The organism is Stenotrophomonas sp. GD03958, from assembly GCF_029839005.1.
In the GTDB taxonomy this organism is placed as follows: Bacteria; Pseudomonadota; Gammaproteobacteria; order Xanthomonadales; family Xanthomonadaceae; genus Stenotrophomonas; species Stenotrophomonas hibiscicola.
In genome coordinates this window covers 23671-44386 of the sequence record NZ_JAOBZT010000031.1, presented here as the reverse complement: position 1 = coordinate 44386, position 20716 = coordinate 23671, and the positions used below count along the sequence as shown (strand labels likewise).

20 protein-coding genes are annotated in these 20716 nt (G+C 66.7%); 14 read left to right on the top strand and 6 right to left on the bottom strand.

Annotated features, from left to right (window positions below; all coding sequences use genetic code 11):
- Positions 1–348: 348 nt before the first annotated feature.
- Positions 349–678 carry a thioredoxin gene (gene trxA / locus N5C25_RS11130; protein ID WP_005411275.1) on the bottom strand — a complete coding sequence of 110 codons (330 nt, stop codon included), beginning with the start codon at positions 676–678 and terminating at the stop codon, positions 349–351.
- Positions 679–1187: 509 nt separating this feature from the next.
- On the opposite strand from trxA, the gene rhlB reads away from it, so the two are divergent.
- The 8 genes from rhlB to N5C25_RS11090 all read left to right on the top strand — a co-directional run bounded on the left by rhlB (position 1188) and on the right by N5C25_RS11090 (position 9236).
- The gene (gene rhlB, locus N5C25_RS11125) at positions 1188–2915 is read left to right on the top strand and encodes an ATP-dependent RNA helicase RhlB (protein WP_065183232.1); all 1728 of its coding nucleotides are present in this window, start codon (positions 1188–1190) and stop codon (positions 2913–2915) included.
- A 145-nt stretch (positions 2916–3060) separates the two neighbouring features.
- Positions 3061–3747, top strand: coding sequence for a cell division ATP-binding protein FtsE (gene ftsE, locus N5C25_RS11120; protein WP_058978837.1), 687 nt, complete (start codon positions 3061–3063; stop codon positions 3745–3747).
- 2 nt (positions 3748–3749) lie between these two features.
- Entirely contained in the window at positions 3750–4697 is a 948-nt protein-coding gene (ftsX, locus tag N5C25_RS11115) for a permease-like cell division protein FtsX (protein ID WP_019660838.1), read from the top strand.
- 7 nt (positions 4698–4704) lie between these two features.
- A complete protein-coding gene (locus tag N5C25_RS11110) occupies positions 4705–5547 on the top strand; it encodes a response regulator (RefSeq protein WP_043034539.1) in 843 nt (280 codons plus the stop codon).
- Between the two features lie 9 nt (positions 5548–5556).
- Positions 5557–6270 (top strand): uracil-DNA glycosylase, encoded by a 714-nt coding sequence (gene ung / locus N5C25_RS11105; protein WP_005411270.1) that lies wholly within the window; start codon positions 5557–5559, stop codon positions 6268–6270.
- Positions 6271–6547: 277 nt separating this feature from the next.
- A complete protein-coding gene (gene rpoH / locus N5C25_RS11100) occupies positions 6548–7423 on the top strand; it encodes an RNA polymerase sigma factor RpoH (RefSeq protein ID WP_005411269.1) in 876 nt (291 codons plus the stop codon).
- Between the two features lie 254 nt (positions 7424–7677).
- Complete coding sequence (locus N5C25_RS11095) at positions 7678–8745, top strand: RHS repeat-associated core domain-containing protein (protein WP_279936941.1); 1068 nt, start codon at positions 7678–7680, stop codon at positions 8743–8745.
- 59 nt (positions 8746–8804) lie between these two features.
- The gene (locus tag N5C25_RS11090) at positions 8805–9236 is read left to right on the top strand and encodes a DUF2247 family protein (protein ID WP_164222562.1); all 432 of its coding nucleotides are present in this window, start codon (positions 8805–8807) and stop codon (positions 9234–9236) included.
- 149 nt (positions 9237–9385) lie between these two features.
- Here N5C25_RS11090 and purD read toward each other — a convergent pair whose 3' ends face one another.
- Together purD and purH are read right to left on the bottom strand one after the other, a co-directional pair.
- Complete coding sequence (gene purD / locus N5C25_RS11085) at positions 9386–10669, bottom strand: phosphoribosylamine--glycine ligase (protein ID WP_279936940.1); 1284 nt, start codon at positions 10667–10669, stop codon at positions 9386–9388.
- Between the two features lie 61 nt (positions 10670–10730).
- Positions 10731–12314, bottom strand: coding sequence for a bifunctional phosphoribosylaminoimidazolecarboxamide formyltransferase/IMP cyclohydrolase (gene purH, locus N5C25_RS11080; RefSeq protein ID WP_058978831.1), 1584 nt, complete (start codon positions 12312–12314; stop codon positions 10731–10733).
- 223 nt (positions 12315–12537) lie between these two features.
- Here purH and N5C25_RS11075 point away from each other — a divergent pair, with 223 nt between their 5' ends.
- From N5C25_RS11075 to N5C25_RS11050, 6 genes are read left to right on the top strand one after another with little or no spacing between them, the layout of a single operon-like run.
- Positions 12538–13155 carry a CDP-alcohol phosphatidyltransferase family protein gene (locus N5C25_RS11075; protein WP_005411264.1) on the top strand — a complete coding sequence of 206 codons (618 nt, stop codon included), beginning with the start codon at positions 12538–12540 and terminating at the stop codon, positions 13153–13155.
- A gap of 34 nt (positions 13156–13189) precedes the next feature.
- Positions 13190–14941 (top strand): bifunctional alpha/beta hydrolase/class I SAM-dependent methyltransferase, encoded by a 1752-nt coding sequence (locus N5C25_RS11070; RefSeq protein WP_279936939.1) that lies wholly within the window; start codon positions 13190–13192, stop codon positions 14939–14941.
- The gene (locus N5C25_RS11065; protein ID WP_279936938.1) at positions 14941–16269 is read left to right on the top strand and encodes a phosphatase PAP2/dual specificity phosphatase family protein; all 1329 of its coding nucleotides are present in this window, start codon (positions 14941–14943) and stop codon (positions 16267–16269) included. Before N5C25_RS11070 ends, N5C25_RS11065 begins: the two co-directional genes overlap by 1 nt.
- Positions 16266–16703 carry a hypothetical protein gene (locus tag N5C25_RS11060; protein WP_279936937.1) on the top strand — a complete coding sequence of 146 codons (438 nt, stop codon included), beginning with the start codon at positions 16266–16268 and terminating at the stop codon, positions 16701–16703. The genes N5C25_RS11065 and N5C25_RS11060 overlap by 4 nt, the downstream gene beginning before the upstream one ends.
- Positions 16704–16716: 13 nt before the next feature.
- Positions 16717–17346 (top strand): lysophospholipid acyltransferase family protein, encoded by a 630-nt coding sequence (locus N5C25_RS11055; RefSeq protein ID WP_021203255.1) that lies wholly within the window; start codon positions 16717–16719, stop codon positions 17344–17346.
- Positions 17343–18338 carry a phosphatidate cytidylyltransferase gene (locus N5C25_RS11050; RefSeq protein ID WP_010481069.1) on the top strand — a complete coding sequence of 332 codons (996 nt, stop codon included), beginning with the start codon at positions 17343–17345 and terminating at the stop codon, positions 18336–18338. The genes N5C25_RS11055 and N5C25_RS11050 overlap by 4 nt, the downstream gene beginning before the upstream one ends.
- A gap of 130 nt (positions 18339–18468) precedes the next feature.
- Here N5C25_RS11050 and fis read toward each other — a convergent pair whose 3' ends face one another.
- The 3 genes from fis to prmA form a co-directional block, all read right to left on the bottom strand.
- Complete coding sequence (gene fis, locus N5C25_RS11045) at positions 18469–18744, bottom strand: DNA-binding transcriptional regulator Fis (protein WP_005419706.1); 276 nt, start codon at positions 18742–18744, stop codon at positions 18469–18471.
- A gap of 114 nt (positions 18745–18858) precedes the next feature.
- Entirely contained in the window at positions 18859–19629 is a 771-nt protein-coding gene (locus tag N5C25_RS11040) for a DUF3426 domain-containing protein (RefSeq protein ID WP_251101986.1), read from the bottom strand.
- A 42-nt stretch (positions 19630–19671) separates the two neighbouring features.
- Entirely contained in the window at positions 19672–20592 is a 921-nt protein-coding gene (gene prmA, locus N5C25_RS11035) for a 50S ribosomal protein L11 methyltransferase (protein WP_058979295.1), read from the bottom strand.
- Positions 20593–20716: the final 124 nt, after the last annotated feature.

Here is a 20716-nt window from a genome sequence, read left to right as displayed (position 1 = left end):
CGCCGGAGCGGCGCTGGTTTCGGCGGCTGCCGGGGCGGCGGCCTTGCTCACGCGGGGCTTGCGCACACGCTTTTCGGCGGGCGCATCGGCGCTGCCGGTTTCGGAAGTGTTATCGGACAAGAGCGTTATTCCTCGCTTGAAGGTGCGAGCGCCCGGCTGGGGCGGCGAACGTTGGGAATGGGTCTGGAAGAAACTGCGTCCAGAGGGTGCGGCACGCGAACGCGGCCGGATATGCCGACACTATCATCGGCCTGCGGCGCCATGCAAGGGTCGCCGGGAACAGCATTCATCATGGGCGCAGGGGCGCCGCCGGCAGCCGCGTTCGGCGGCTGCCGGAGAACCGCAGGATCAGGCCAGGGCCTTGTCCAGCAGGCCGGCCAGCTGGGCCTTGCCCACCGCACCGATCTGCTCGCCGACCTTCTCGCCGTCCTTGAACACGACCAGGTACGGAATCGAACGCACGTGGTACTTGGCGGCCAGCGCACGGTTGTGGTCAACGTTGACCTTGGCGATCTTGGCGCGGCCCTGGTAGGCATCGGCCAGTTCGTCCAGCGCCGGGGCGATCATCTTGCACGGGCCACACCACTCGGCCCAGAAATCGACCAGCACCGGTTCCTTGGAATTCAGCACTGCGCTATCAAAGTCGGCATCGCCGACATGTACAACCTTGTCGCTCATCTTGGTTTCTCGTCTTGGATTGCACCCGGCCATGCCGGAGGTGGGTGAACTGGGCCATGCCCGGTGGCGCGACCCTCGTCGTTGCCTCGCGGCGCACTGCCACGGTGCGTTCGGCGGGATGCCTGGACGCTCACGGCCGGCAGTGTACCCCTATCGCAGGGCAGGGACAGGCGCCGGTTGGAACCCAGCGTATCGTGATCGCTTCGATCGCCGGTATGTGTCGGATTTCACTGTCTTCCTGTACATGGGGCTGGCAGTGGGCGACACCAGCGAACCCGGGCAGGCCGTTCAAGTCCGGTGTGGCTGGGTGAAGGTAGCGTCTCTGGATGCCATGAGACGCCGCATTCCGGTTTGCCTGCCCGAGTGCGGTAAACTGGGGCATTGTGCGGCGCGCGGACCGGGTGGTCCCAGCCTGCCAACCCGCCGCAGGGGCCGCAGTTTGCGACGGTGCCCCCAGACGCTGAAGTGCCAGCCGCCCCACGGGCCGGCGGCCATACCAAGACGGACTCATGAGCGACAAACCGCTGACCGATTTGACCTTCTCCTCCTTCGAGCTGCATCCGGCCCTGCAGGCCGGTCTTGAAGGAGCCGGATTCACCCGCTGCACCCCGATCCAGGCGCTGACCCTGCCGGTCGCGCTGCCCGGTGGTGACGTTGCCGGCCAGGCCCAGACCGGCACCGGCAAGACCCTGGCCTTCCTGGTCGCTGTCGTGAACCGCCTGCTGACGCGTCCGGCGCTGGCCGATCGCAAGCCGGAAGATCCGCGCGCGCTGATCCTCGCCCCGACCCGCGAGCTGGCCATCCAGATCCACAAGGATGCGGTGAAGTTCGGTTCCGACCTGGGCCTGCGCTTCGCCCTGGTCTACGGCGGCGTGGATTACGACAAGCAGCGCGAGCTGCTGCAGCAGGGCGTGGACGTGATCATCGCCACCCCGGGCCGCCTGATCGACTACGTCAAGCAGCACAAGGTGGTGTCGCTGCACGCCTGCGAGATCTGCGTGCTGGACGAAGCCGACCGCATGTTCGACCTGGGCTTCATCAAGGACATCCGCTTCCTGCTGCGCCGCATGCCCGAGCGCACCACCCGCCAGACCCTGCTGTTCAGTGCCACCCTCAGCCACCGCGTGCTGGAGCTGGCCTACGAGCACATGAACGAACCGCAGAAGCTGGTGGTCGAAGCCGAGACCATCACCGCCGCGCGCGTGCGCCAGCGCATCTACTTCCCGGCCGACGACGAGAAGATCCCGCTGCTGCTGGGCCTGCTGTCGCGCAGCGAAGGCGCGCGCACCATGGTCTTCGTCAACACCAAGGTGTTCGTCGAGCGCGTGGCGCGTTCGCTGGAAAAGGCCGGCTACCGTGTCGGCGTGCTGTCCGGTGATGTGCCGCAGAAGAAGCGCGAGAGCCTGCTCAACCGCTTCCAGAAGGGCCAGCTGGAAATCCTGGTGGCCACCGACGTGGCTGCGCGCGGCCTGCACATCGACGGCATCAAGTACGTCTACAACTACGACCTGCCGTTCGACGCCGAAGACTACGTGCATCGCATCGGCCGCACCGCGCGCCTGGGTGAAGAGGGCGACGCGATCAGCTTCGCCTGCGAGCGCTACGCCATGGGCCTGCCGGACATCGAGGCCTATATCGAGCAGAAGATTCCGTCCGAGCCGGTTACCAAGGAACTGCTGACCCCGCTGCCGCGCCCGGAACGCCCGGCCCCGGCTGCAGGCGAGGAAGGCGAGGACAACGAAAGCGTCGGCCAGATCTTCCGTGAAGCGCGCGAAGCCCGCGCCGCCGAGGAAGAGCGTCGGGGCGGTGGCCGCAGTGGCGGCCGTTCCGGCGGTGGTGGTGGTGGCCGTGGTGGCCGTGACGGTGAGCGCAGCGGCGAACGCCGTTCGCGTGGCCCGCGCAAGCCACGCGCGGTAGGCGAGCAGGGCGCTGCCGCGCCGGCCGCCGGTGCCGAAGGCGCCGCTGCCCAGGCCCCGCGTCCGCCGCGTCCCCCGCGTGCCGAAGGCGCACCGGAAGGTGCGGTGGACGGCGAGCACAAGCCGCGCAAGCGCCGCCGCCGTCGCCACGGTCGTCCGGTCGAGGGTGCCGAGGGCGTGCAGAACGCCGCCGGCAATGGCGCCAGCCCGGTCACGCCGGTGCAGGTGGTGGCCAAGCCGGTGCGCACGGCTGCTGATACCGGCGATTCGTTCCTGACCCGCATCGGCCGCAAGATCCGCCGGATGCTGTCGGGCAGCTGATCGGCGCTGCCGATCAGCGGGTAGCACCCGACCGTTGGTCGGGTGGCTTTGAAAGGTGTGCCGACCAACGGTCGGCACCCACCAGGCCGGGCCGGTCGGCACCCATCGTCTCCACGACGTCGCGCCGGTCCTGCATAATCGGGGCATGAGTGTCCTGCGCTTCGACAATGTCAGCAAACAGTACGCCGGTGGCCACGAGGCGCTGACCGATGTCAGCTTCGAGGTCGCGCCGGGCGAGATGCTGTTCGTCACCGGCCATTCCGGTGCGGGCAAAAGCACCCTGCTCAAGTTGATCCACCTGGACGAGCGGCCCAGCCGTGGCGCGGTGGTGTTCGACGAGCGCAACCTGCTGAAGGTGCGTGGCGGCGATGTGCCCCGCCACCGTCGCGCGGTGGGTGCGGTCTACCAGGACCACCGCCTGCTGATGGACCGCTCGATCGCCGAGAACGTGGCGCTGCCGCTGATCCTGCGCGGCACCCGCCGTGGCGACATCAGCAAGCGCGTGCGCTCGGTGCTGGAGCGGATGGGCCTGGGCCATCGCGAGAAGGCGCTGCCCTCGCAGCTGTCGGCCGGCGAACAGCAGCGCGTGGGCATCGCCCGCGCCATCGTCGGCGAGCCCAAGCTGCTGGTGGCCGATGAGCCGACCGGCAACCTCGACCCGACCCTGGCGGCGGAGATCATGGCCCTGTTCGCCGAACTGCCCGCGCGCGGCACCAGCGTGCTGGTGGTCAGTCACGACCTGCCGCTGCTGCGCCGCATGCGCAAGCGCGTGCTGATCCTTGACCACGGCCGGCTGGTGGATGACATCTCGCCGCACGACCTGGCGGAGTAACCATGGCGAAGAACGAAAACAGCGAAGCCGCCGCCCCCTCGCGCGTGGGCGTCTGGTTCCAGCACCACGTGCACAGCGTGGTGTTCAGCCTGGGCCGTGCCTGCCGCAAGCCGTGGGCGACCCTGCTGACGGTGATGGTCATGGCGCTGGCGCTGGCACTGCCACTGGGCCTGTCGATCGCGCTGGACAACCTCAAGCAGTTCGCCGGCAGCGTGCAGCAATCACGCGACATCAACGTGTTCCTCAAGGGCAACGTCGATGGCCCCGGCGCGCTGCGCCTGGCTGGCCAGCTGCGCGACCGCGACGACGTGGCCGAAGTGAACGTGCGCACGCCGGAGCAGGGCCTGCAGGAACTGCGCGACGCCGGCCTCGGCGAGGCGATCGACGCACTCAATGACAACCCGCTGCCCTCGCTGCTGGTGATCACCCCCGGCCAGGGCAAGGACGACGCGCGCCTGGCACGCGCGCTGGAGAGCCTGCCCGAGGCCGACCTGGTGCAGCACGATGCACTGTGGCGCCAGCGCCTGGATGCCTGGCTGGCGTTCGGCGCGCGGCTGGTGCAGGTGCTGTCGGTGCTGCTCGGCGCGGGTGCCGCGCTGGTGGTCGGCAACACCGTGCGCCTGGACATCCAGGCCCGCCGCGAAGAGATCGGCGTGCTGCAGCTGCTCGGCGCCAGTGATGGCTTCATCCGCCGCCCGTTCCTGTACCTGGGTGCGTGGTATGGCCTGGGCGCCGGCGCGGTTGCGCTGGCCCTGATCGGCGCCGCCGGTGCCGCGCTGCGCGTGCCGCTGGCCGAACTCTCGCGCAGCTACGGCAGCCCGTTCGTGCTGCACGGCCTGGACCTGCTGCACGGTGGCCTGGTCCTGCTCGGCACGCTGCTGCTGGGCTGGCTGGGTGCGTGGCTGGTCACCGGCCACTTCCTGCGCCAGACCCGACCGACCGACACCTGAGACCGGCATGCAACCGCAAGCGCTGAAGCACCTTGAAGGGCCCGCGACGCGGGTGATGGTGGTCGATGGCTCGAAGCTGGTCCGCAAGCTGATCGCCGACGTCCTGCAGCGCGACCTGCCGGGCGTGGAGGTGATTGGCTGCGACAGCATCGAGGATGCGCAGCAGGCGCTGGCGCAGGGCCCGGTGGACCTGGTGACCACCTCGCTGACCCTGCGTGATGGCGACGGCCTGGCGCTGGCGCGGATGATCCGCGAAGCGGCCGGCCAGGCCTACGTGCCGGTGATCGTGGTGTCCGGCGATGCCCAGCAGCATCTGGAGCAGCGTCGCTTCACCGAGTACGTCACCGACTATTTCGACAAGGCGCTGGGCCACGAGGCGCTGGCGACCTTCATCCGCGGCTATGTGCAGCCGCAGACCATTCCCGGCGCGACCATCCTCTACATCGAGGACAGCCGCGTGGTGGCCGAGGCCACCAAGCGCATGCTCGAACGCCAGCAGTTGAACGTGCTGCACGTGGTCAGCGCCGAAGAGGCGTTCACCCTGCTCACCGCCGAGTCGCTGGGCCGCAGCCGCCATCGCATCGACCTGGTGCTGACCGACGTCACCCTGAAGGGCGAACTGAGCGGCCGCGACGTGGTGCAGCGCGTGCGCGTGGACTTCGGTTACGGCAAGCGCCGCCTGCCGGTGCTGGTGATGACTGGCGACGGCAACCCGCACAACCAGACCGGGCTGCTGCAGTCCGGCGCCAACGACCTGGTACTCAAGCCGATCGAAGAACGGCTGCTGGTCACCAAGGTGCTGTTCCAGCTTCGCCTGGCCCGGTTGAACGATGGACCCCTGATTCGATGAAGTGGTGCAATGATTGATGAAGTAGCGGACACCCCGACGATCCAGCTGGAACCGAGCTGGAAGCAGCATGTCGGCGATTACCTCCTGCAGCCGCAGATGCGCGAGCTGTCCAGCTTCCTGCGCCAGCGCAAGGCCAGTGGCGCGGCGGTATTCCCGCCCGGCCCGCAGATCTTCGCCGCGTTCGACGCCACGCCATTCGAGCAGGTGAAGGTGGTGATCCTCGGCCAGGACCCGTACCACGGCCGTGGCCAGGCGCATGGCCTGAGTTTCTCGGTGCCGCCGGGCGTGCCGGTGCCGCCGTCGCTGCTGAACATCTACAAGGAGATCGAGAGCGATCTCGGTATCCCGCGCCCGGACCACGGCTGCCTGATCCCGTGGGCGCAACGCGGCGTGCTGCTGCTCAATGCCGTGCTGACGGTGGAGGAGGGCAAGGCCGGCGCACACCAGGGCCGTGGCTGGGAAGGCTTCACCGATCACGTGGTGGACGTGCTCAACCGCGAACGCGAAGGCTTGGTGTTCATGCTCTGGGGTGCCTACGCGCAGCAGAAGGGCAAGGTCATTGATACCCGTCGCCATCGCGTTCTGAAGGCCCCGCATCCGTCGCCGCTGTCGGCCCATCGTGGCTTCCTCGGCTGCCGCCATTTCTCGATGGCCAACGAGTACCTGCAGCGTCGCGGCCAGGCCCCGATCGACTGGTCGCTGCCGCCGCGCTCGGTGCTCTGAGCGCCGGCTGGCGGCCGGACCTGAACGCCGGACAACGTTCCCGGCCTGAATGGGCCTCCAGAACGGCCCGTTCAGCTCCGCTTGACCGGAATCGGCCGGTTTCCGGCAGGTAATTGCTTGAATTCCAAGGGATTTTGAATCCCGAAAAGCGCGCTCGCCACTGTCATCAAATCGCGCTACGGTAGGGCTCTGTTTGGGACCAGTGTTGCATCAATAGGATGCTGGAACTTTTTCCTCCTTTAGCAGTCCAAATCCCGGACTGCTAAGATGGGTGCATATGAGCCAGAACACCTCTACTGCCCTTGTGGCAAACAATCTCCCGATTCCCAGTGCGCTCGGTTCGCTGGACGCCTACATCGGTGCCGTGCACCAGATCCCGGTGCTGTCGGTCGATGACGAACAGGACCTGGCCCGTCGCTTCCGCGACGGCAACGATCTGGACGCCGCCCGCGAGCTGGTGCATTCGCACCTGCGCTTCGTGGTGCACGTGGCCCGCGGCTACAACGGCTACGGCCTTGCCCTGGGCGATCTGATCCAGGAAGGCAACATCGGCCTGATGAAGGCGGTCAAGCGCTTCGACCCGGACATGGGCGTGCGCCTGGTCTCCTTCGCCGTGCACTGGATCCGTGCAGAGATGCACGAGTTCATCCTGAAGAACTGGCGCATCGTGAAGGTCGCCACCACCAAGGCGCAGCGCAAGCTGTTCTTCAACCTGCGCAAGTCGAAGACGCGCCTGGGCTGGATGAACGCGGCGGAAGTGAGCGCGGTGGCCAAGGACCTGAACGTGTCCGAGCGCGAAGTCATGGAAATGGAGTCGCGCCTGTCCGGCCGCGATATCGGTTTCGACGCGCCGACCGACGAGGACAACGAACACGCACCGCCGTCGCCGGCTGCGTTCCTGGTTGCCGATGACGAAGACCCGTCGATGGCCTACGAGCGCGAGGACAGCGAAGACAACCAGATGCAGCTGCTGCGCGAAGGCCTGGCCGAACTGGATGCTCGCTCGCGCGACATCATCCGCCGTCGCTGGCTGGACGCCGACAGCAAGGTGACGCTGCAGGAGCTGGCCGACGAGTACGGCGTGTCGGCCGAGCGCATCCGCCAGGTTGAGGCGAACGCGCTGAAGAAGATGAAGGCGCTGTTCACCGCGTAAGGCATAGATCTTAGGTTCGGTTCCTATTTCCGGAACCCGTTCTGATGAAAAGCCCCGGCGTTGGTCGGGGCTTTTCGTTTGGCCGGCATGGCAGTTGGTAATGCCGGCCGCTGATCGGCGGATTCAGTAGTACCAGCCCATGGCTGGCAGTCATGCGCTTCCGGTGGCCGTTCAATCCCTCGCGAGGTTTATAGCCCAGGGCCTGGTCCAATTCAGAATGGTCATTTTGGCCTCAGTCCTGGAGTTGGACTCCGATGACTGCCTTCCTGTGCTATGAATGCCAAGCCTTGCTTCAAGGCTCTTTCATGGATTGGAATGATGCGCAGGTTCGGGGGAACTGCAGGCGGTGTGTCGACCCGCTTCGGGGGGCATTTGAAGATCGAACTCGCAAGCTTGGTGCTATAGGCGCTTGGCTGTGCTGCTTGCTGCTGATGGGCCTTGGCCTGTCACCATCCGCAATCGCCCAGACAACGATCACATACATTCACACTGATGCCCTCGGCTCGGTTGTGGCCGAAAGCGATGCCAACGGCAACGTCATCAAACGATATGACTACGAGCCCTACGGGGCCGTGGTAGGCGGTCAGGTCACGGATGGACCTGGGTACGCCGGACATGTGAGCGACTCGGCCACAGGGCTGAGCTACATGCAACAGCGCTACATGGATCCACAACTGGGTGTGTTTTTGTCAGTGGACCCAGTCACCGCTCACCAAAAGCCAGTTGAGCAGTTCAATAGGTATCGGTACGCGAACGGGAATCCCTACAGGTTCGTCGATGCGGATGGAAGGCAGGCCGCAGAGCGATTCGTTGAGCGGCATCGGAGGGATATTGCTGCCGGAAATGGCGCCGTATACGAGCCGATGAGACCGGCTGCAATCGCTGTTACAGCGGCAATGGCTGCCCCAGTGCTGATCGAAGCTGGCATGGTTGCGATGGCCAATCCAAGTGTCGTATCAGCAGCTACCAGTATCGCTGCTGATATCGCAGGAGTTACAGGTGCCGGTGGAGCAGGTGTGGCGGCATCCAAAGCTCTGAGTGTTGAAGGTCGGGCACTTTTGAATTCCCGACCTGTGGGAAGTGCACTCAAAGCCGACGCTGGGCACAATTCGGCGACCTTTATGCGAGAGACCGCTGCAGAAGCGGGTGTTCATACTCCATTGACAGGGGGTGACGGCGTGGTCCGCACTCTGACTCAGCTGCCAGGTGAACTCAATGGAAAGGCCGGTCGATTTGAATACATAGTCGACAAGGCTGGCGACTTGACCCATCAAAGATTTTTGGAAGGTGGCAGCATGAACGGAATACCAAACAAGAAGTGAGTGTCTACATGAGAACGTATGACTGTATTCAGCCCTATGGACCCTGGAGTCAGACCGAGGTGGCGTGGGCACTGGGGCGCCATCTGATTGACTTTGAGGTTGTGAAGCACTGCGCGTCGGAGCAGAAGGAACTGGAAGAGAAGTTCAATCTGAACGCCTTGATTGAAAGACTTGAAGGGGCTTTTCCCGATGAGCGTAATAGCGTAGCTGCGCAGTTGGCGGCATTCGATAAGAACTCAAACGAGGATGAGATTCTCAGAAGATGGCTTGTTGCATTTCTCGCGGACGCTTACGCCAAGCGCGATGAGATTGCTGATCCGCTCGGAGAGGTTGAGAGGATCTACGCTGATTTTGATTACCCGGAGTCTCTGGAGAGCTTTGTCAGGTACATGCCAGCTTCTGATGGGTATGATCCGACTGCGCACTCACATGAGCAGAATGTTGCGCGTCTCTTCGAGAACTGGAAACGTTATCTTGACTCGGCGAAATAGCGGATTCACTCAGCGTAATTTCCTTCGCTTGATGTGCGTCGCCTCTTTCCGAAGCGCACCGTCCCGGCTTCCATGCCGAGGACGGTGAAAACTCCCAGAATCCGTGATCTGGTTCCATGCAGGAGGCTGCGTGGTGGATCTACCAGGCCTCACCCCTCGCGTGCGATCGCGCGCCAACCAATGTCGTTGCGGTGGAACTCGTTGGCCCAGGTCACCTTGGCCACGCCGGCATAGGCATTCGCCTGCGCGTCGCGCACGCTGTCGCCCAGTGCGGCCACGCACAGCACGCGACCGCCGGCACTGACCACGTGGCCCTGCGCGTCCAATGCAGTCCCCGCATGGAACACCTTGGCAGTGGCCGGCACGTCGTCCAGGCCGGAAATCACGTCACCGGTGATCGGCGCTTCCGGGTACGGCCTGGCCGCCAGCACCACGCCCAGCGACGGGCGCGCATCCCACTGTGCCTCGATCTGGTCCAGGCGGCCATCGATGGCGGCTTCCACCAGCTCGACCAGGTCCGACTGCAGGCGCAGCATCACTGGCTGCGTTTCCGGGTCGCCAAAGCGCACGTTGAATTCGATCACCTTCGGCGCGCCGCTGGCATCGATCATCAGGCCGGCGTAGAGGAAGCCGGTGAACGGGATGCCGTCGGCGATCATGCCCTGCACGGTGGGGTTCACCACCTCGCGCATCACCCGTGCATGCACCTCCGGCGTCACCACCGGGGCCGGCGAATAGGCGCCCATGCCGCCGGTGTTGGGGCCGGTATCGCCGTCGCCGACGCGCTTGTGGTCCTGCGAGGTGGCCATCGGCAGCGCATGCACGCCGTCCACCATCGAAATGAAGCTGGCTTCCTCGCCGTCGAGGAACTCCTCGATGACCACGCGCGCACCGGCATCGCCGAACGCGTTGCCCGAGAGCATGTCACGTACCGCGTCCTCGGCTTCGGCCAGGGTCATCGCCACGATCACGCCCTTGCCGGCGGCCAGGCCATCGGCCTTGACCACGATCGGCGCGCCCTTCTCGCGGATGTAGGCCAGCGCGGCGTCCACGTCGGTGTGCACGGCGTAGAACGCGGTGGGGATGTTGTGGCGGGCCAGGAAGTCCTTGGCGTAGGCCTTGCTGCCTTCCAGCTGCGCGGCGGCGGCGGTCGGCCCGAAGATGCGCAGGCCGGCGGCGCGGAAGCGGTCGACCACGCCGGCCACCAGCGGCACTTCCGGGCCGACCACGGACAGTGCCACGCCTTCGGCCTGGGCAAGCGCCAGCAGATCGTCGATGTCGGTGACTTTCACCGCCACGTTGCGGCACTTGTCTTCGCTGGCGGTGCCGGCGTTGCCGGGTGCCACGATCACTTCGGTGACACGGGAGGACTGGGCCAGCTTCCATGCCAGGGCGTGTTCGCGGCCGCCAGAGCCGATGACGAGGATCTTCATGGGACAGGGTTCTCGGGTACGGAAGAGAAAAGCCGGGCAGGGCCCGGCTTCGTGATGCGGATCAGTGGCGGAAGTGGCGCACGCCGGTGAACACCATCGCCAGGCCATGTTCGTCGGCGGCGGCGATCACTTCGGCATCGCGCATCGAGCCGCCCGGCTGGATGACCGCCTTGATGCCGGCGGCGGCAGCGGCATCGATGCCATCCCGGAACGGGAAGAACGCATCGGAGGCCATCACCGAACCCTCGACCACCAGGTTCGCATCGGCGGCCTTGATGCCGGCGATGCGGGCCGAGTAGACGCGGCTCATCTGGCCGGCACCGACACCGATGGTGCGGTTGTCCTTGGCATAGACGATCGCGTTGGACTTGACGAACTTGGCCACCTTCCAGGCGAACAGCAGGTCGGTGAACTGCTTGTCGGTCGGCGCCAGCCTGCTGACCACCTTCAGCTCGTCGCGGGTCATGCCGCGGTTGTCCGAGGACTGCAGCAGCAGGCCCGAGCCGACGCGCTTGCTGTCGAAGTTGTTCAGGCCATCACCATGCGGGATGCGCAGCACGCGCACGTTGGCCTTCTTCTGCGCGTATTCCAGCGCGGCCGGCTCGTAGTCCGGGGCAATCAGCACTTCCACGAACTGGCGGTCCAGGATCACCTTGGCAGTGGCGGCGTCCAGCGGCTTGTTGAAGGCGATGATGCCGCCGAAGGCGCTGGTCGGGTCGGTGGCGTAGGCCAGCTCGTAGGCATCGCCGTTGCCGGCACCGACGGCCACGCCACACGGGTTGGCGTGCTTGACGATGACGCAGGCCGGTGCATCGAACTGGCGCACGCATTCCCACGCCGCATCGGCGTCGGCCAGGTTGTTGTAGCTCAGTTCCTTGCCCTGCAGCTGCTGGAACGTGGCCAGGGTGCCCGGCACCGGGTACAGGTCGCGGTAGAACGCGCCGCTCTGGTGCGGGTTTTCGCCGTAGCGCAGGTCCATCACCTTCACGAAGGTGGAATTCATCTGCGCCGGGTACTCGGCACGCGCCGGCACGGCGGCGTCGGTGGCGGTGACCGCCGACAGGTAGTTGCTGATGGCCGCGTCGTACTGGGCGACGCGGTTGAACGCAGCCACCGAGAAGGCGAAGCGGGTGCTGGCCGACAGCTGGCCGTCGTTGGCGTCCAGCGAGGCCAGCAGCTCGGCGTACTGCGAGGGGTCGGTGGCCACTGCCACGCGGGCGAAGTTCTTGGCCGCCGAACGCAGCATGGCCGGGCCGCCGATGTCGATGTTCTCGACCGCGTCGGCCAGGGTGCAGTCGGCCTTGGCGGTGACCGATTCGAACGGGTACAGGTTCAGCACCAGCAGGTCGATGGCACCGATGCCGTGCTCAGCCATCACCGCATCATCCAGGCCGGAACGGCCCAGCAGGCCGCCGTGCACCATCGGGTGCAGGGTCTTGACCCGGCCGTCCATCATTTCCGGGAAACCGGTGACGTCGGCCACGTCCTTCACGGCCAGGCCCGCATCGCGGATCGCCTTGGCGGTGCCGCCGGTGGACAGCAGCTCCACGCCGCGTGCGGCCAGCGCAGTGGCCAGCTCGACCAGGCCGGTCTTGTCGGAAACGGAGAGGAGGGCCCGGCGGACGGGCAACAGATCGGCAGTCATGGGACAGAATCGGCAGCGGAGCGGGGCCGATATTGTAGGCGGTGGGGGCCGGTGGCGGGCGCTGGAAGGGGTAATTTGCCATGGCGATCGACGCAAGGCCGGGTCGGGCACACCGATCCGGCCCGATCCGGGGGCTGGCCTGCGGACCAGAGCAGGGTTGTCGGAATCTGCCAACGATGGGGTAGGCTGTGCCCGCACTGCCAAGGATCAGCGGGTACGGATCATGTCGATCTATGCATTGAAAGGACGTTTCCAGGACCTGTTGCGTCCAGCCGTACGCGGCCTGTACCGCATGGGGATCACTGCCAATACGGTGACCGTGGCCGCTGCCGTGGTCTCGCTGCTGGTGGCCGCCGCCGTCTGGTGCTGCGCGCCGGCCCAGCCCCTGCTGTACCTGCTGCTGCCGTTGTGGATGCTGCTGCGCATGGCGCTCAACGCGGTGGATGGCATGCTGGCCCGCGAGTTCGGCCAGCAGTCGCGGCTGGGCGCCTATCTGAACGAGCTGTGCGATGTGATTGCCGATGCGGCGCTGTACCTGAGCCTGCTCAGCGTGCCGGGCGTGCGCCCCGAGATGCTGTGGCTGCTGGCCTGGACCGCGGCCCTGAGCGAGTACGCCGGGGTGCTGGGGCTGATGGTCGGTGCCAGCCGCCGCTATGACGGCCCGATGGGCAAGAGCGACCGCGCGTTCGTGATCGGTGCGCTGGGCTTGCTGCTGGCGTTTGAGTGGGTTGGCGCGATGACGGTCACTGGCGTGGCCGCGGTCATGGCGGTGCTGTGCGTGCTGACGATGGTCAACCGCGTCCGTCGGGGACTGCGGGAAGCAGCGGTTTCGCCGAATTAATCAAGCAGATACAAGAAGACAATCAGGAGATTGCATGCGTCAGGCGCAGGAACGGGAATTCCACAGCTTCGACCAGGTACCGCTGTTCTACCGGTACTGGGCGGGCACCACCGCAACGCCGGCCACCAAGGCCATCGTGCTGCTGCACCGCGGCCATGAGCACTCCGGCCGGGTCACCGACCTGGTCGATGAGCTGGACCTGCCCGACACCGCCTTCTTCGCCTGGGATGCGCGCGGCAATGGCCGTTCGCCGGGCGCACGTGGCGATGCACCGGGCTTCCCGGCGCTGGTGCGCGACCTCGATAGCTTCATTGCCCACATCGGTGCCGAGCACGGGATCGCGGTGGAAGACATCGTGGTGATCGCGCAGAGCGTGGGTGCCGTGGTCGCCGCCACCTGGGTGCACGACTACGCGCCACGCCTGCGCGCGCTGGTGATGGCCTCGCCGGCGTTCAAGGTGAAGCTGTACGTGCCGTTCGCACGCCCGGGCCTGGCCTTGATGCAGAAGCTGCGCGGCAACTTCTTCGTCAACAGCTACGTCAAGCCGCAGTGGCTGACCCACGATCCGGCGCGGGTGGAAAGCTACCGTACCGATCCGCTGATCACCCGGCCGATCTCGGTGCGCGTGCTGCTGGGCCTGTACGAAGCGGCTGACCGCATCGTCGCCGATGCGCAGGCCATCAGCGTGCCGGTGCAGCTGCTGGTGTCCGGTTCGGACTTCGTGGTGCATCGCGGCCCGCAGGACCGCTTCTACGAGCGCCTGTCCAGCCCGATCAAGGAGCGCGTGCACCTGCCGGGCTTCTTCCACGACACGCTGGGCGAGCGCGATCGTGCACCAGCACTGGCGCGCATCCGCAGCTTCATCCAGGCGCGTTTTGCCGAGCCGCTGCGCGAGCTGTCACGGCGCGACGCGCACCGTCATGGACCGACCTTCGAGGAATCGGAGATCCTGGCCTGGCCACCGGAGCGCAACAGCCTGGCCGACCTGCGCTGGCGTGTGGTGCGCGGCGGCCTGCGCTTCGCTGGCACGCTGTCCGAAGGCATTGCGCTGGGCCTGCGGACCGGTTTCGATTCCGGCAGCACGCTTGACTACATCTATCGCAACGAAGCGCGCGGCAAGGGCCCGCTGGGCCGCATGGTCGACCGCAATTACCTGGACGCAATCGGCTGGCGCGGCATCCGCATCCGTGGCCAGCACCTGCAGGAACTGCTGCGCGATGCTGCCCAGCGCCTGCGCGGGCAGGGCACGCCGGTGCGCGTGCTGGACGTGGCCGCCGGCCATGGCCGCTATGTGCTGGAAGCGCTGGGCCAGGACGAACAGCGCGCCGACCGCATCGTGTTGCGTGATTTCAGCGACTTGAACGTGACCCAGGGCCAGGCGTTGATCGAGCGCCTCGGTGCGGCCGACATTGCGCGCTTCGAGCAGGGCGATGCGTTCGACCCGGCACAGCTGGCCACGGTGGACCCGGCGCCGACGCTGGCGGTGGTGTCCGGCCTGTACGAGCTGTTCCCCGACAACGATGCGGTGCTGCGATCGCTGCAGGGCATCGCTGCGGCAGTGCCAGTGGGCGGCTATCTGGCCTACACCGGCCAGCCCTGGCACCCGCAGCTGGAATTCATCGCGCGGGCCTTGACCAGCCACCGTGGCGGCGCGGCGTGGGTGATGCGTCGCCGTACCCAGCAGGAGATGGATGAGCTGGTACGCCTGGCCGGGTTCGAGAAGGTGGCGCAGCGTATCGACGACTTCGGCATCTTCACCGTGTCGCTGGCACGCCGGACCGCGTGATGGCGACACTCGCTGCAACCCCGCTGGCCGCGGAAGGGCGCCCCTGGCGGCGCGCCCTGCTGTGGCTGGCCCTGCTGGGCCCGTTCTTCTTCGCCAGCTATGGCTTCGCCAACTGGATGGCCGGTCGCCACGCTGCGTTGCCGGTGATGGCGTTCGCGTGGGAGACACGCATCCCGTTCGTGCCGTGGACGATTGTGCCGTACTGGTCGATCGACCTGTTCTATGCGGTCTCGTTCTTCCTGTGCCGTCAGCGCCTCGAACTGGACCGGCACGCGCTGCGGCTGCTCAGTGCACAGCTGATCGCGGTGACCTGTTTCCTGCTGTGGCCACTGCGCTTCAGCTTCGAGCGGCCGGAGATCGGCGGCGTGTTCGGTTGGCTGTTCGATGTGCTGCTGGGTTTCGACAAGCCGTTCAACCAGGCGCCGTCGCTGCACATCGTGCTGCTGATCGTGCTGTGGGTGAAGTTCGCGCAGTATCTGCACGGCGTGTGGCGCTGGGTGTTGCATGTGTGGGCGCTGCTGATCGGCGTCTCGGTGCTGACCACGTTCCAGCATCATTTCATCGATATCCCGACCGGCCTGCTGGCCGGCTGGCTGTGCGTCTGGCTGTGGCCCGAGCAGGGCACGCCGCCACTGCGGGCCTGGCGCACGGCGCGTGATCCAAAGCGCTGGCGTCTGGCCTCGTTCTATCTGCTGGGCGCGGGGGTGCTGCTGGTGCCGGTGGTGGTGCTGGGGGGCACGGCGCTTTGGCTGCTGTGGCCGGTGGTGTCGCTGCTGCTGGTGGCGCTGGCCTATGCCGGGCTGGGTACGGCGGTGTTCCAGAAACGCGCCGATGGTCGCCTGACCGTGGCCGCGCGCTGGCTGCTGGCGCCGTACCTGGGTGCAGCCTGGATCAATTCGCGGCTATGGACGCGGCGTGTGCCGCGGCCGGTGCCGGTGATGGACGGCGTGTGGCTGGGGCGCATTCCCGACGGCGCGTTGCCGCCGCCACTGTCGGGCGTGGTGGATGCCTGTGCCGAGCTGTCCTGCCGCGCGCCAGGCGCGGCGTACGCCAGTGTGCCGATGCTGGACCTGGTAGTGCCCACGCCGGAGCAGCTGCGCGAGGCAGTCGAGGCCATCGAGCGGCTCCATGCGCACGGGCCGTTGCTGGTGTGCTGTGCGCTGGGCTATTCGCGCAGTGCGGCCAGCGTGGCCACCTGGCTGCTGCGCAGCGGTCGTGCGGCCGATGCTGACGCTGCGGTCGCGATCGTGCGTGTGGCACGCCCCGGCATCGTGCTGGGCGCGGCGCATCTGCATGCCATCACCGCTGCAGCAGGAGCGCGCGCATGAGCACTGTTCCCGATCTGGCGACCATGCAGCTGCTGCTGCGGCAGGGGCGTTGGCCGGCATGCCTGTCGCTGGGCCTGTTGCTGGTGGCGTTGCTGCTGCTCGGCATCGAGACGGGGCTGGCGATGATCGCTGCCGGGCTGTTGCTGCTCAGTGTTGCCGCGGGCATCGCACAGGCCTACCACGCGTGGCGTGTGGGGCTGGATGCCAACCTGCTGCAGCTGCTGCGCGATGAGGGCCTGCACGACGAAGCCGCCGCGCGCCGCACCGATCAGCTGCTGCACGACAGTGGCCTGCGCCGTGCCTCGCGCGCTGCACAACTGCGCGGCTGGGATGCGCGTTGGGCCGGCATGCGCCGCCTGCTGCTGCGCCAGTACCTGCTGACCGCAGTGCAGTTCGTACTGCTGGTGGTGGCCGTGTTGTGGCCGCAGACGTGAACGGGAGGGACCGATGCTTGCCGAACTGATTGCCCGCGCCTGCAGTGGTGCGATCCATGTGGTGACCGGCGCCCGCGCGCTGTGGATCGGCTGTGCGCCGTCCAGCGAGCGTCGCGTGTACTACGGCAACCATGCCAGCCATGGTGACTTCGTGCTGATCTGGTCGTCGATGCCACCGGCATTGCGACGGCAGGTGCGCCCGGTGGCCGCGGCCGAATATTGGCAGCGCGACGGCCTGCGTCGCTACCTGATCGACGCGGTGTTCAACGGTGTGCTGGTCGAGCGCGAGGCCGGGCATCGTCAGCAGGATCCGCTGCAGGTACTGCGCGAGGCCGTGGACGAAGACTGCTCGCTGATCCTGTTTCCGGAAGGCACGCGCAACGTGGGCGATGAGCCGCTGCTGCCGTTCAAGAGCGGCATCTACCACCTGGCACGGCAACGACCGGAACTGGAGTTCGTGCCGGTGTGGATCGACAACCTGAAGCGGGTGATGCCCAAGGGCCGGTTCCTGCCGCTGCCGCTGCTGTGCACGGCCACCTTCGGTACGCCGCTGCGGCTGCAGGCTGACGAGGACAAGGCCGCCTTCCTGGCCCGCAGCCGACAGGCGCTGCTGGACCTGGCGCCGAATGGAGGTCGTGCATGAGTTTCGTGCTGGATGTATCTGGCGATCTGGCAACGCAGAGTGTCGGCCAGCAGACCGGCCTGCTGTTTGCCGGTGTGGGGGCAGTGCTGGTGCTGGCCACGCTGGTGGCCGAGACCCTGCGCTGGCGCCAGCGCGGCCAGCCCAGTGCAGTCATCGCCAACCTGGTGTCACGCATACGCGCCTGGTGGGTGATGGCGATCGTGGTCGGGCTGGCGCTGTTCTTCGGACGTGCCGGGGTGATCGTGCTGTTCGCGATCATCTCGCTGTTCGCGTTGCGCGAGTTCATCACGCTGGCGCCGACCCGCTCGGGCGACTACTACGCGCTGCTGGCCGCGTTCTACATCGTCCTGCCGTGGCAGTACTACCTGGTGTGGATCGACTGGTACGGCATGTACACGCTGCTGATTCCGGTCTATGCGTTCCTGTTCCTGCCGATCCTGTCGACCATCGGCGGTGATACCACGCACTACCTGGAGCGGACCGCGAAGGTGCAGTGGGGCCTGATGATCTGCGTGTTCTGCATCTCGCACGTGCCGCTGCTGCTGAACCTGCACGTGCCCGGCCATGATCCGTCGCGCAACGTCTTGCTGTTCGCCTTCCTGGTGATCGTGGTGCAGTCCTCGGACGTGCTGCAGTACATCTGGGGCAAGTTGTTGGGCAAGCACCTGATCGCGCCCAAGTTGTCGCCATCGAAGACGGTGGAGGGCTTCGTCGGTGGCGTGCTGAGTGCCAGCGCGCTGGGCGCAGCGCTGTGGTGGATCACCCCGTTCACGCCGCTGCAGGCGTTCGGCCTGTCGCTGCTGATCAACCTGATGGGGTTCTGGGGCGGCCTGGTGATGTCGGCGATCAAGCGTGATCGTGGTATCAAGGACTGGGGCCACATGATCGAGGGCCATGGTGGCATGCTCGACCGGCTGGATTCGGTGTGCTTTGCCGCGCCGGTGTTCTTCCACGTGGTGCGGTATTACTGGAAGGCGGGCGGCGGCGGTTGATTCTGCCGGCTTCCATCCACGCATGGCGTGGATCTACCGGTAGTGCCGGCCGCTGGCCGGCAACTGCAACATCGTGCCATCGTGCATCATTGGGTTGCCCGCCAGCAGCTGGCGCCACCCACGCGCGCGCTTACGCGCTGATGCCGTATTCCTTCAGTTTCTTGCGCAGGGTGGCACGGTGGATGCCCAGCATCGCCGCGGCGCGGCTCTGGTTGCCTTCGCAGTGGTTGAGCACTTCCACGAACAGCGGGATCTCCATCTCGCGCAGCACGATCTCGTAGACATCGTCCGCATCGCAGCCATCAAGGTCACGCAGGTAGCGGCGCACGGACTGGGCGACGTGTTCACGCAGCGGTGGCCGGGGAGCGCCACGACTGTTGTCAGGACGAGAAAGGACAGCGTTCAAGGGGGTTCCCGATTCGGTTGGCCCGTGCGCGCGGAGCGCGCGGCCGGACGAGGTGGTGGCGGCCAGTCTAGCGCGAGCGTGCCCGGCCTGCCACGGCTGGTCGCCTGCCCCCGGTCAGAGAAAGTCGAAGGTGAATGCGACGGTGGACGCAGCGGGCTCCTGTACCCGGAACGCGACGCGCGCGCTCTGGCCCGGTTCCAGCAGGGCTGCGCCGGGGCTCTCACCCAGGTATTGCGCGGGCGTGAACACGCCGCTGCCGATCACCCGGCCATCGGCATCGGACAATGACAGCCGCAGGTCCGGCCACGCCTGTGCCCAGCGCGCATCATTGCGGATGCTGGCCTGCACCTGCAGCACGCCGGCCTGGCCTGGCAAGGGGCGGATTTCGCGGCTGGTCATGGTGAATGCAGCGGGCTCGTGCCAGGCGGGCAGGCTGCAGCGCAGCACGCCACACAGTGCACCCAGCCATACGCGGTTGCCGGCGTCGGCAGCCAGCCGCGCACGGTCGGCCAGCACACTCTGCAGGACCAGCAACAACGCCAGCCCGGCGACCAGCAGCCAGTGCCAGCGGGGGGCTGGCAGCGTGCGCTGGCGTGCGCTGCCGAGGAAGCTGGGGGCATCGCTGGTGACCGCCGTTGCCTGCACCGCGGCCAGCGCCGGTTCGATGGCTGCAGCTTCAGCAACGATGACAGCGTCATCGTCGTGTCGCATTTGTGTGGCCGGTGGTTGCGCCAGATTGCTGGGCTCGGCCTGCACCTGCTCCACAGGCGTTGTCTGCCCGGTTTGATCCTGCATGCGCGGATCGGACGCAGGCGCAACCTCACCTTCCGGGGTCTTGCGCAGGAAGGTGGCCAGGGGGCGGCGGGGTGGGTTCGGCTCGGACATGCTCAGGGCGCGGGCTCGGATCCAGCGGTCATTCAACCACGATCAGGCGCGGCGCACGCCAGTGATGCGCATCCAGTCGCCGTCCTGGGTGGCCTGCAGATCATCGAACCAGGCCGCGTAGCGCTGCAGCAGTTCGCCTTCCTGGCCATGCAGGATGCCGGACAGGGCGATGCGGCCGCCGGCGGCGACGCGTGCGGCCAGCAGTTCGGCCAGCGCATCCAGCGCCGAGGCGAGGATGTTGGCGACCACGATCGGATAGGTCGCGGCCGGTTCGTCCTGCGGCAGGTACACGTGCATGCGGGCCTGTTCGCCGTTGCGCTCGGCATTGTCGGCGGTGGCGACCAGCGCCTGCGGATCGTTGTCCACGCCGATGGCTTCAGCGGCGCCCAGCTTCAGCGCGGCCAGTGCAAGGATGCCCGAGCCGCAACCGAAGTCGAGCACGCGCTGGCCCTGCAGCAGGCCATCCACGGCCAACTGGTCCAGCCAGCGCAGGCACAGTGCGGTGGTCGGGTGGGTACCCGAACCGAACGCCAGGCCCGGGTCCAGCCGTACCACGGCGGCGTCGGCGGCCTGTGCGGCGTCGGGCAGTTCGTGATTCCACGGCACGATCCAGGTACGGCTGCCGAAATCCATCGGCTGGAACTGGTCCAGCCAGGCGCGTTCCCAGTCTTCATCCTCGACCGCGCGGAAGCTGCCGCTGCTCCAGTCCAGTTCTGGATCGAAGGCTTCCAGTGCGGCCAGCAGCAACAGCGCGTTGCTGTCGGCGGGGAACAGCGCGCTCAGCACCAGGGTGTCCCACAGCGGGGTCTCGCCCACGCCTGGTTCGAGAATGGCCTGTTCGTTGCTGGTATCGGCCTCGGCATCGAGCAGGGTCACGGCCAGTGCACCCACGTCCTCCAGCGCATTTTCATAGCGGGGCTGGGTGGCTTCGGTGCAGCGCAGGGTCAGTTCCAGGAACGGCATGGTGGTGGGGGCAATCGCGGGAAAGGGGGCCATGCTAGACCATCGGAGCGTCTCCGTATTGCCTGAGATGCTGTGCCCGGATGAACGAAGCCCGTTCAGACAGGCCCGTCGGGCCTTGCTAAAC

Excerpts from the sequence above, each read along its gene's own strand:
- ung (WP_005411270.1), top strand. The coding sequence starts at position 5,557 with ATGATTGATGAAGTAGCGGACACCCCGACGATCCAGCTGGAACCGAGC.
- ftsE (WP_058978837.1), top strand. The coding sequence starts at position 3,061 with ATGAGTGTCCTGCGCTTCGACAATGTCAGCAAACAGTACGCCGGTGGC.
- purD (WP_279936940.1), bottom strand. The coding sequence starts at position 10,669 with ATGAAGATCCTCGTCATCGGCTCTGGCGGCCGCGAACACGCCCTGGCA.
- N5C25_RS11050 (WP_010481069.1), top strand. The coding sequence starts at position 17,343 with ATGAGTTTCGTGCTGGATGTATCTGGCGATCTGGCAACGCAGAGTGTC.
- N5C25_RS11065 (WP_279936938.1), top strand. The coding sequence starts at position 14,941 with ATGGCGACACTCGCTGCAACCCCGCTGGCCGCGGAAGGGCGCCCCTGG.
- prmA (WP_058979295.1), bottom strand. The coding sequence starts at position 20,592 with ATGCCGTTCCTGGAACTGACCCTGCGCTGCACCGAAGCCACCCAGCCC.
- trxA (WP_005411275.1), bottom strand. The coding sequence starts at position 678 with ATGAGCGACAAGGTTGTACATGTCGGCGATGCCGACTTTGATAGCGCA.
- N5C25_RS11095 (WP_279936941.1), top strand. The coding sequence starts at position 7,678 with ATGACTGCCTTCCTGTGCTATGAATGCCAAGCCTTGCTTCAAGGCTCT.
- N5C25_RS11060 (WP_279936937.1), top strand. The coding sequence starts at position 16,266 with ATGAGCACTGTTCCCGATCTGGCGACCATGCAGCTGCTGCTGCGGCAG.
- rpoH (WP_005411269.1), top strand. The coding sequence starts at position 6,548 with ATGAGCCAGAACACCTCTACTGCCCTTGTGGCAAACAATCTCCCGATT.
- N5C25_RS11110 (WP_043034539.1), top strand. The coding sequence starts at position 4,705 with ATGCAACCGCAAGCGCTGAAGCACCTTGAAGGGCCCGCGACGCGGGTG.
- N5C25_RS11075 (WP_005411264.1), top strand. The coding sequence starts at position 12,538 with ATGTCGATCTATGCATTGAAAGGACGTTTCCAGGACCTGTTGCGTCCA.
- N5C25_RS11070 (WP_279936939.1), top strand. The coding sequence starts at position 13,190 with ATGCGTCAGGCGCAGGAACGGGAATTCCACAGCTTCGACCAGGTACCG.
- ftsX (WP_019660838.1), top strand. The coding sequence starts at position 3,750 with ATGGCGAAGAACGAAAACAGCGAAGCCGCCGCCCCCTCGCGCGTGGGC.
- N5C25_RS11055 (WP_021203255.1), top strand. The coding sequence starts at position 16,717 with ATGCTTGCCGAACTGATTGCCCGCGCCTGCAGTGGTGCGATCCATGTG.
- rhlB (WP_065183232.1), top strand. The coding sequence starts at position 1,188 with ATGAGCGACAAACCGCTGACCGATTTGACCTTCTCCTCCTTCGAGCTG.
- purH (WP_058978831.1), bottom strand. The coding sequence starts at position 12,314 with ATGACTGCCGATCTGTTGCCCGTCCGCCGGGCCCTCCTCTCCGTTTCC.
- N5C25_RS11040 (WP_251101986.1), bottom strand. The coding sequence starts at position 19,629 with ATGTCCGAGCCGAACCCACCCCGCCGCCCCCTGGCCACCTTCCTGCGC.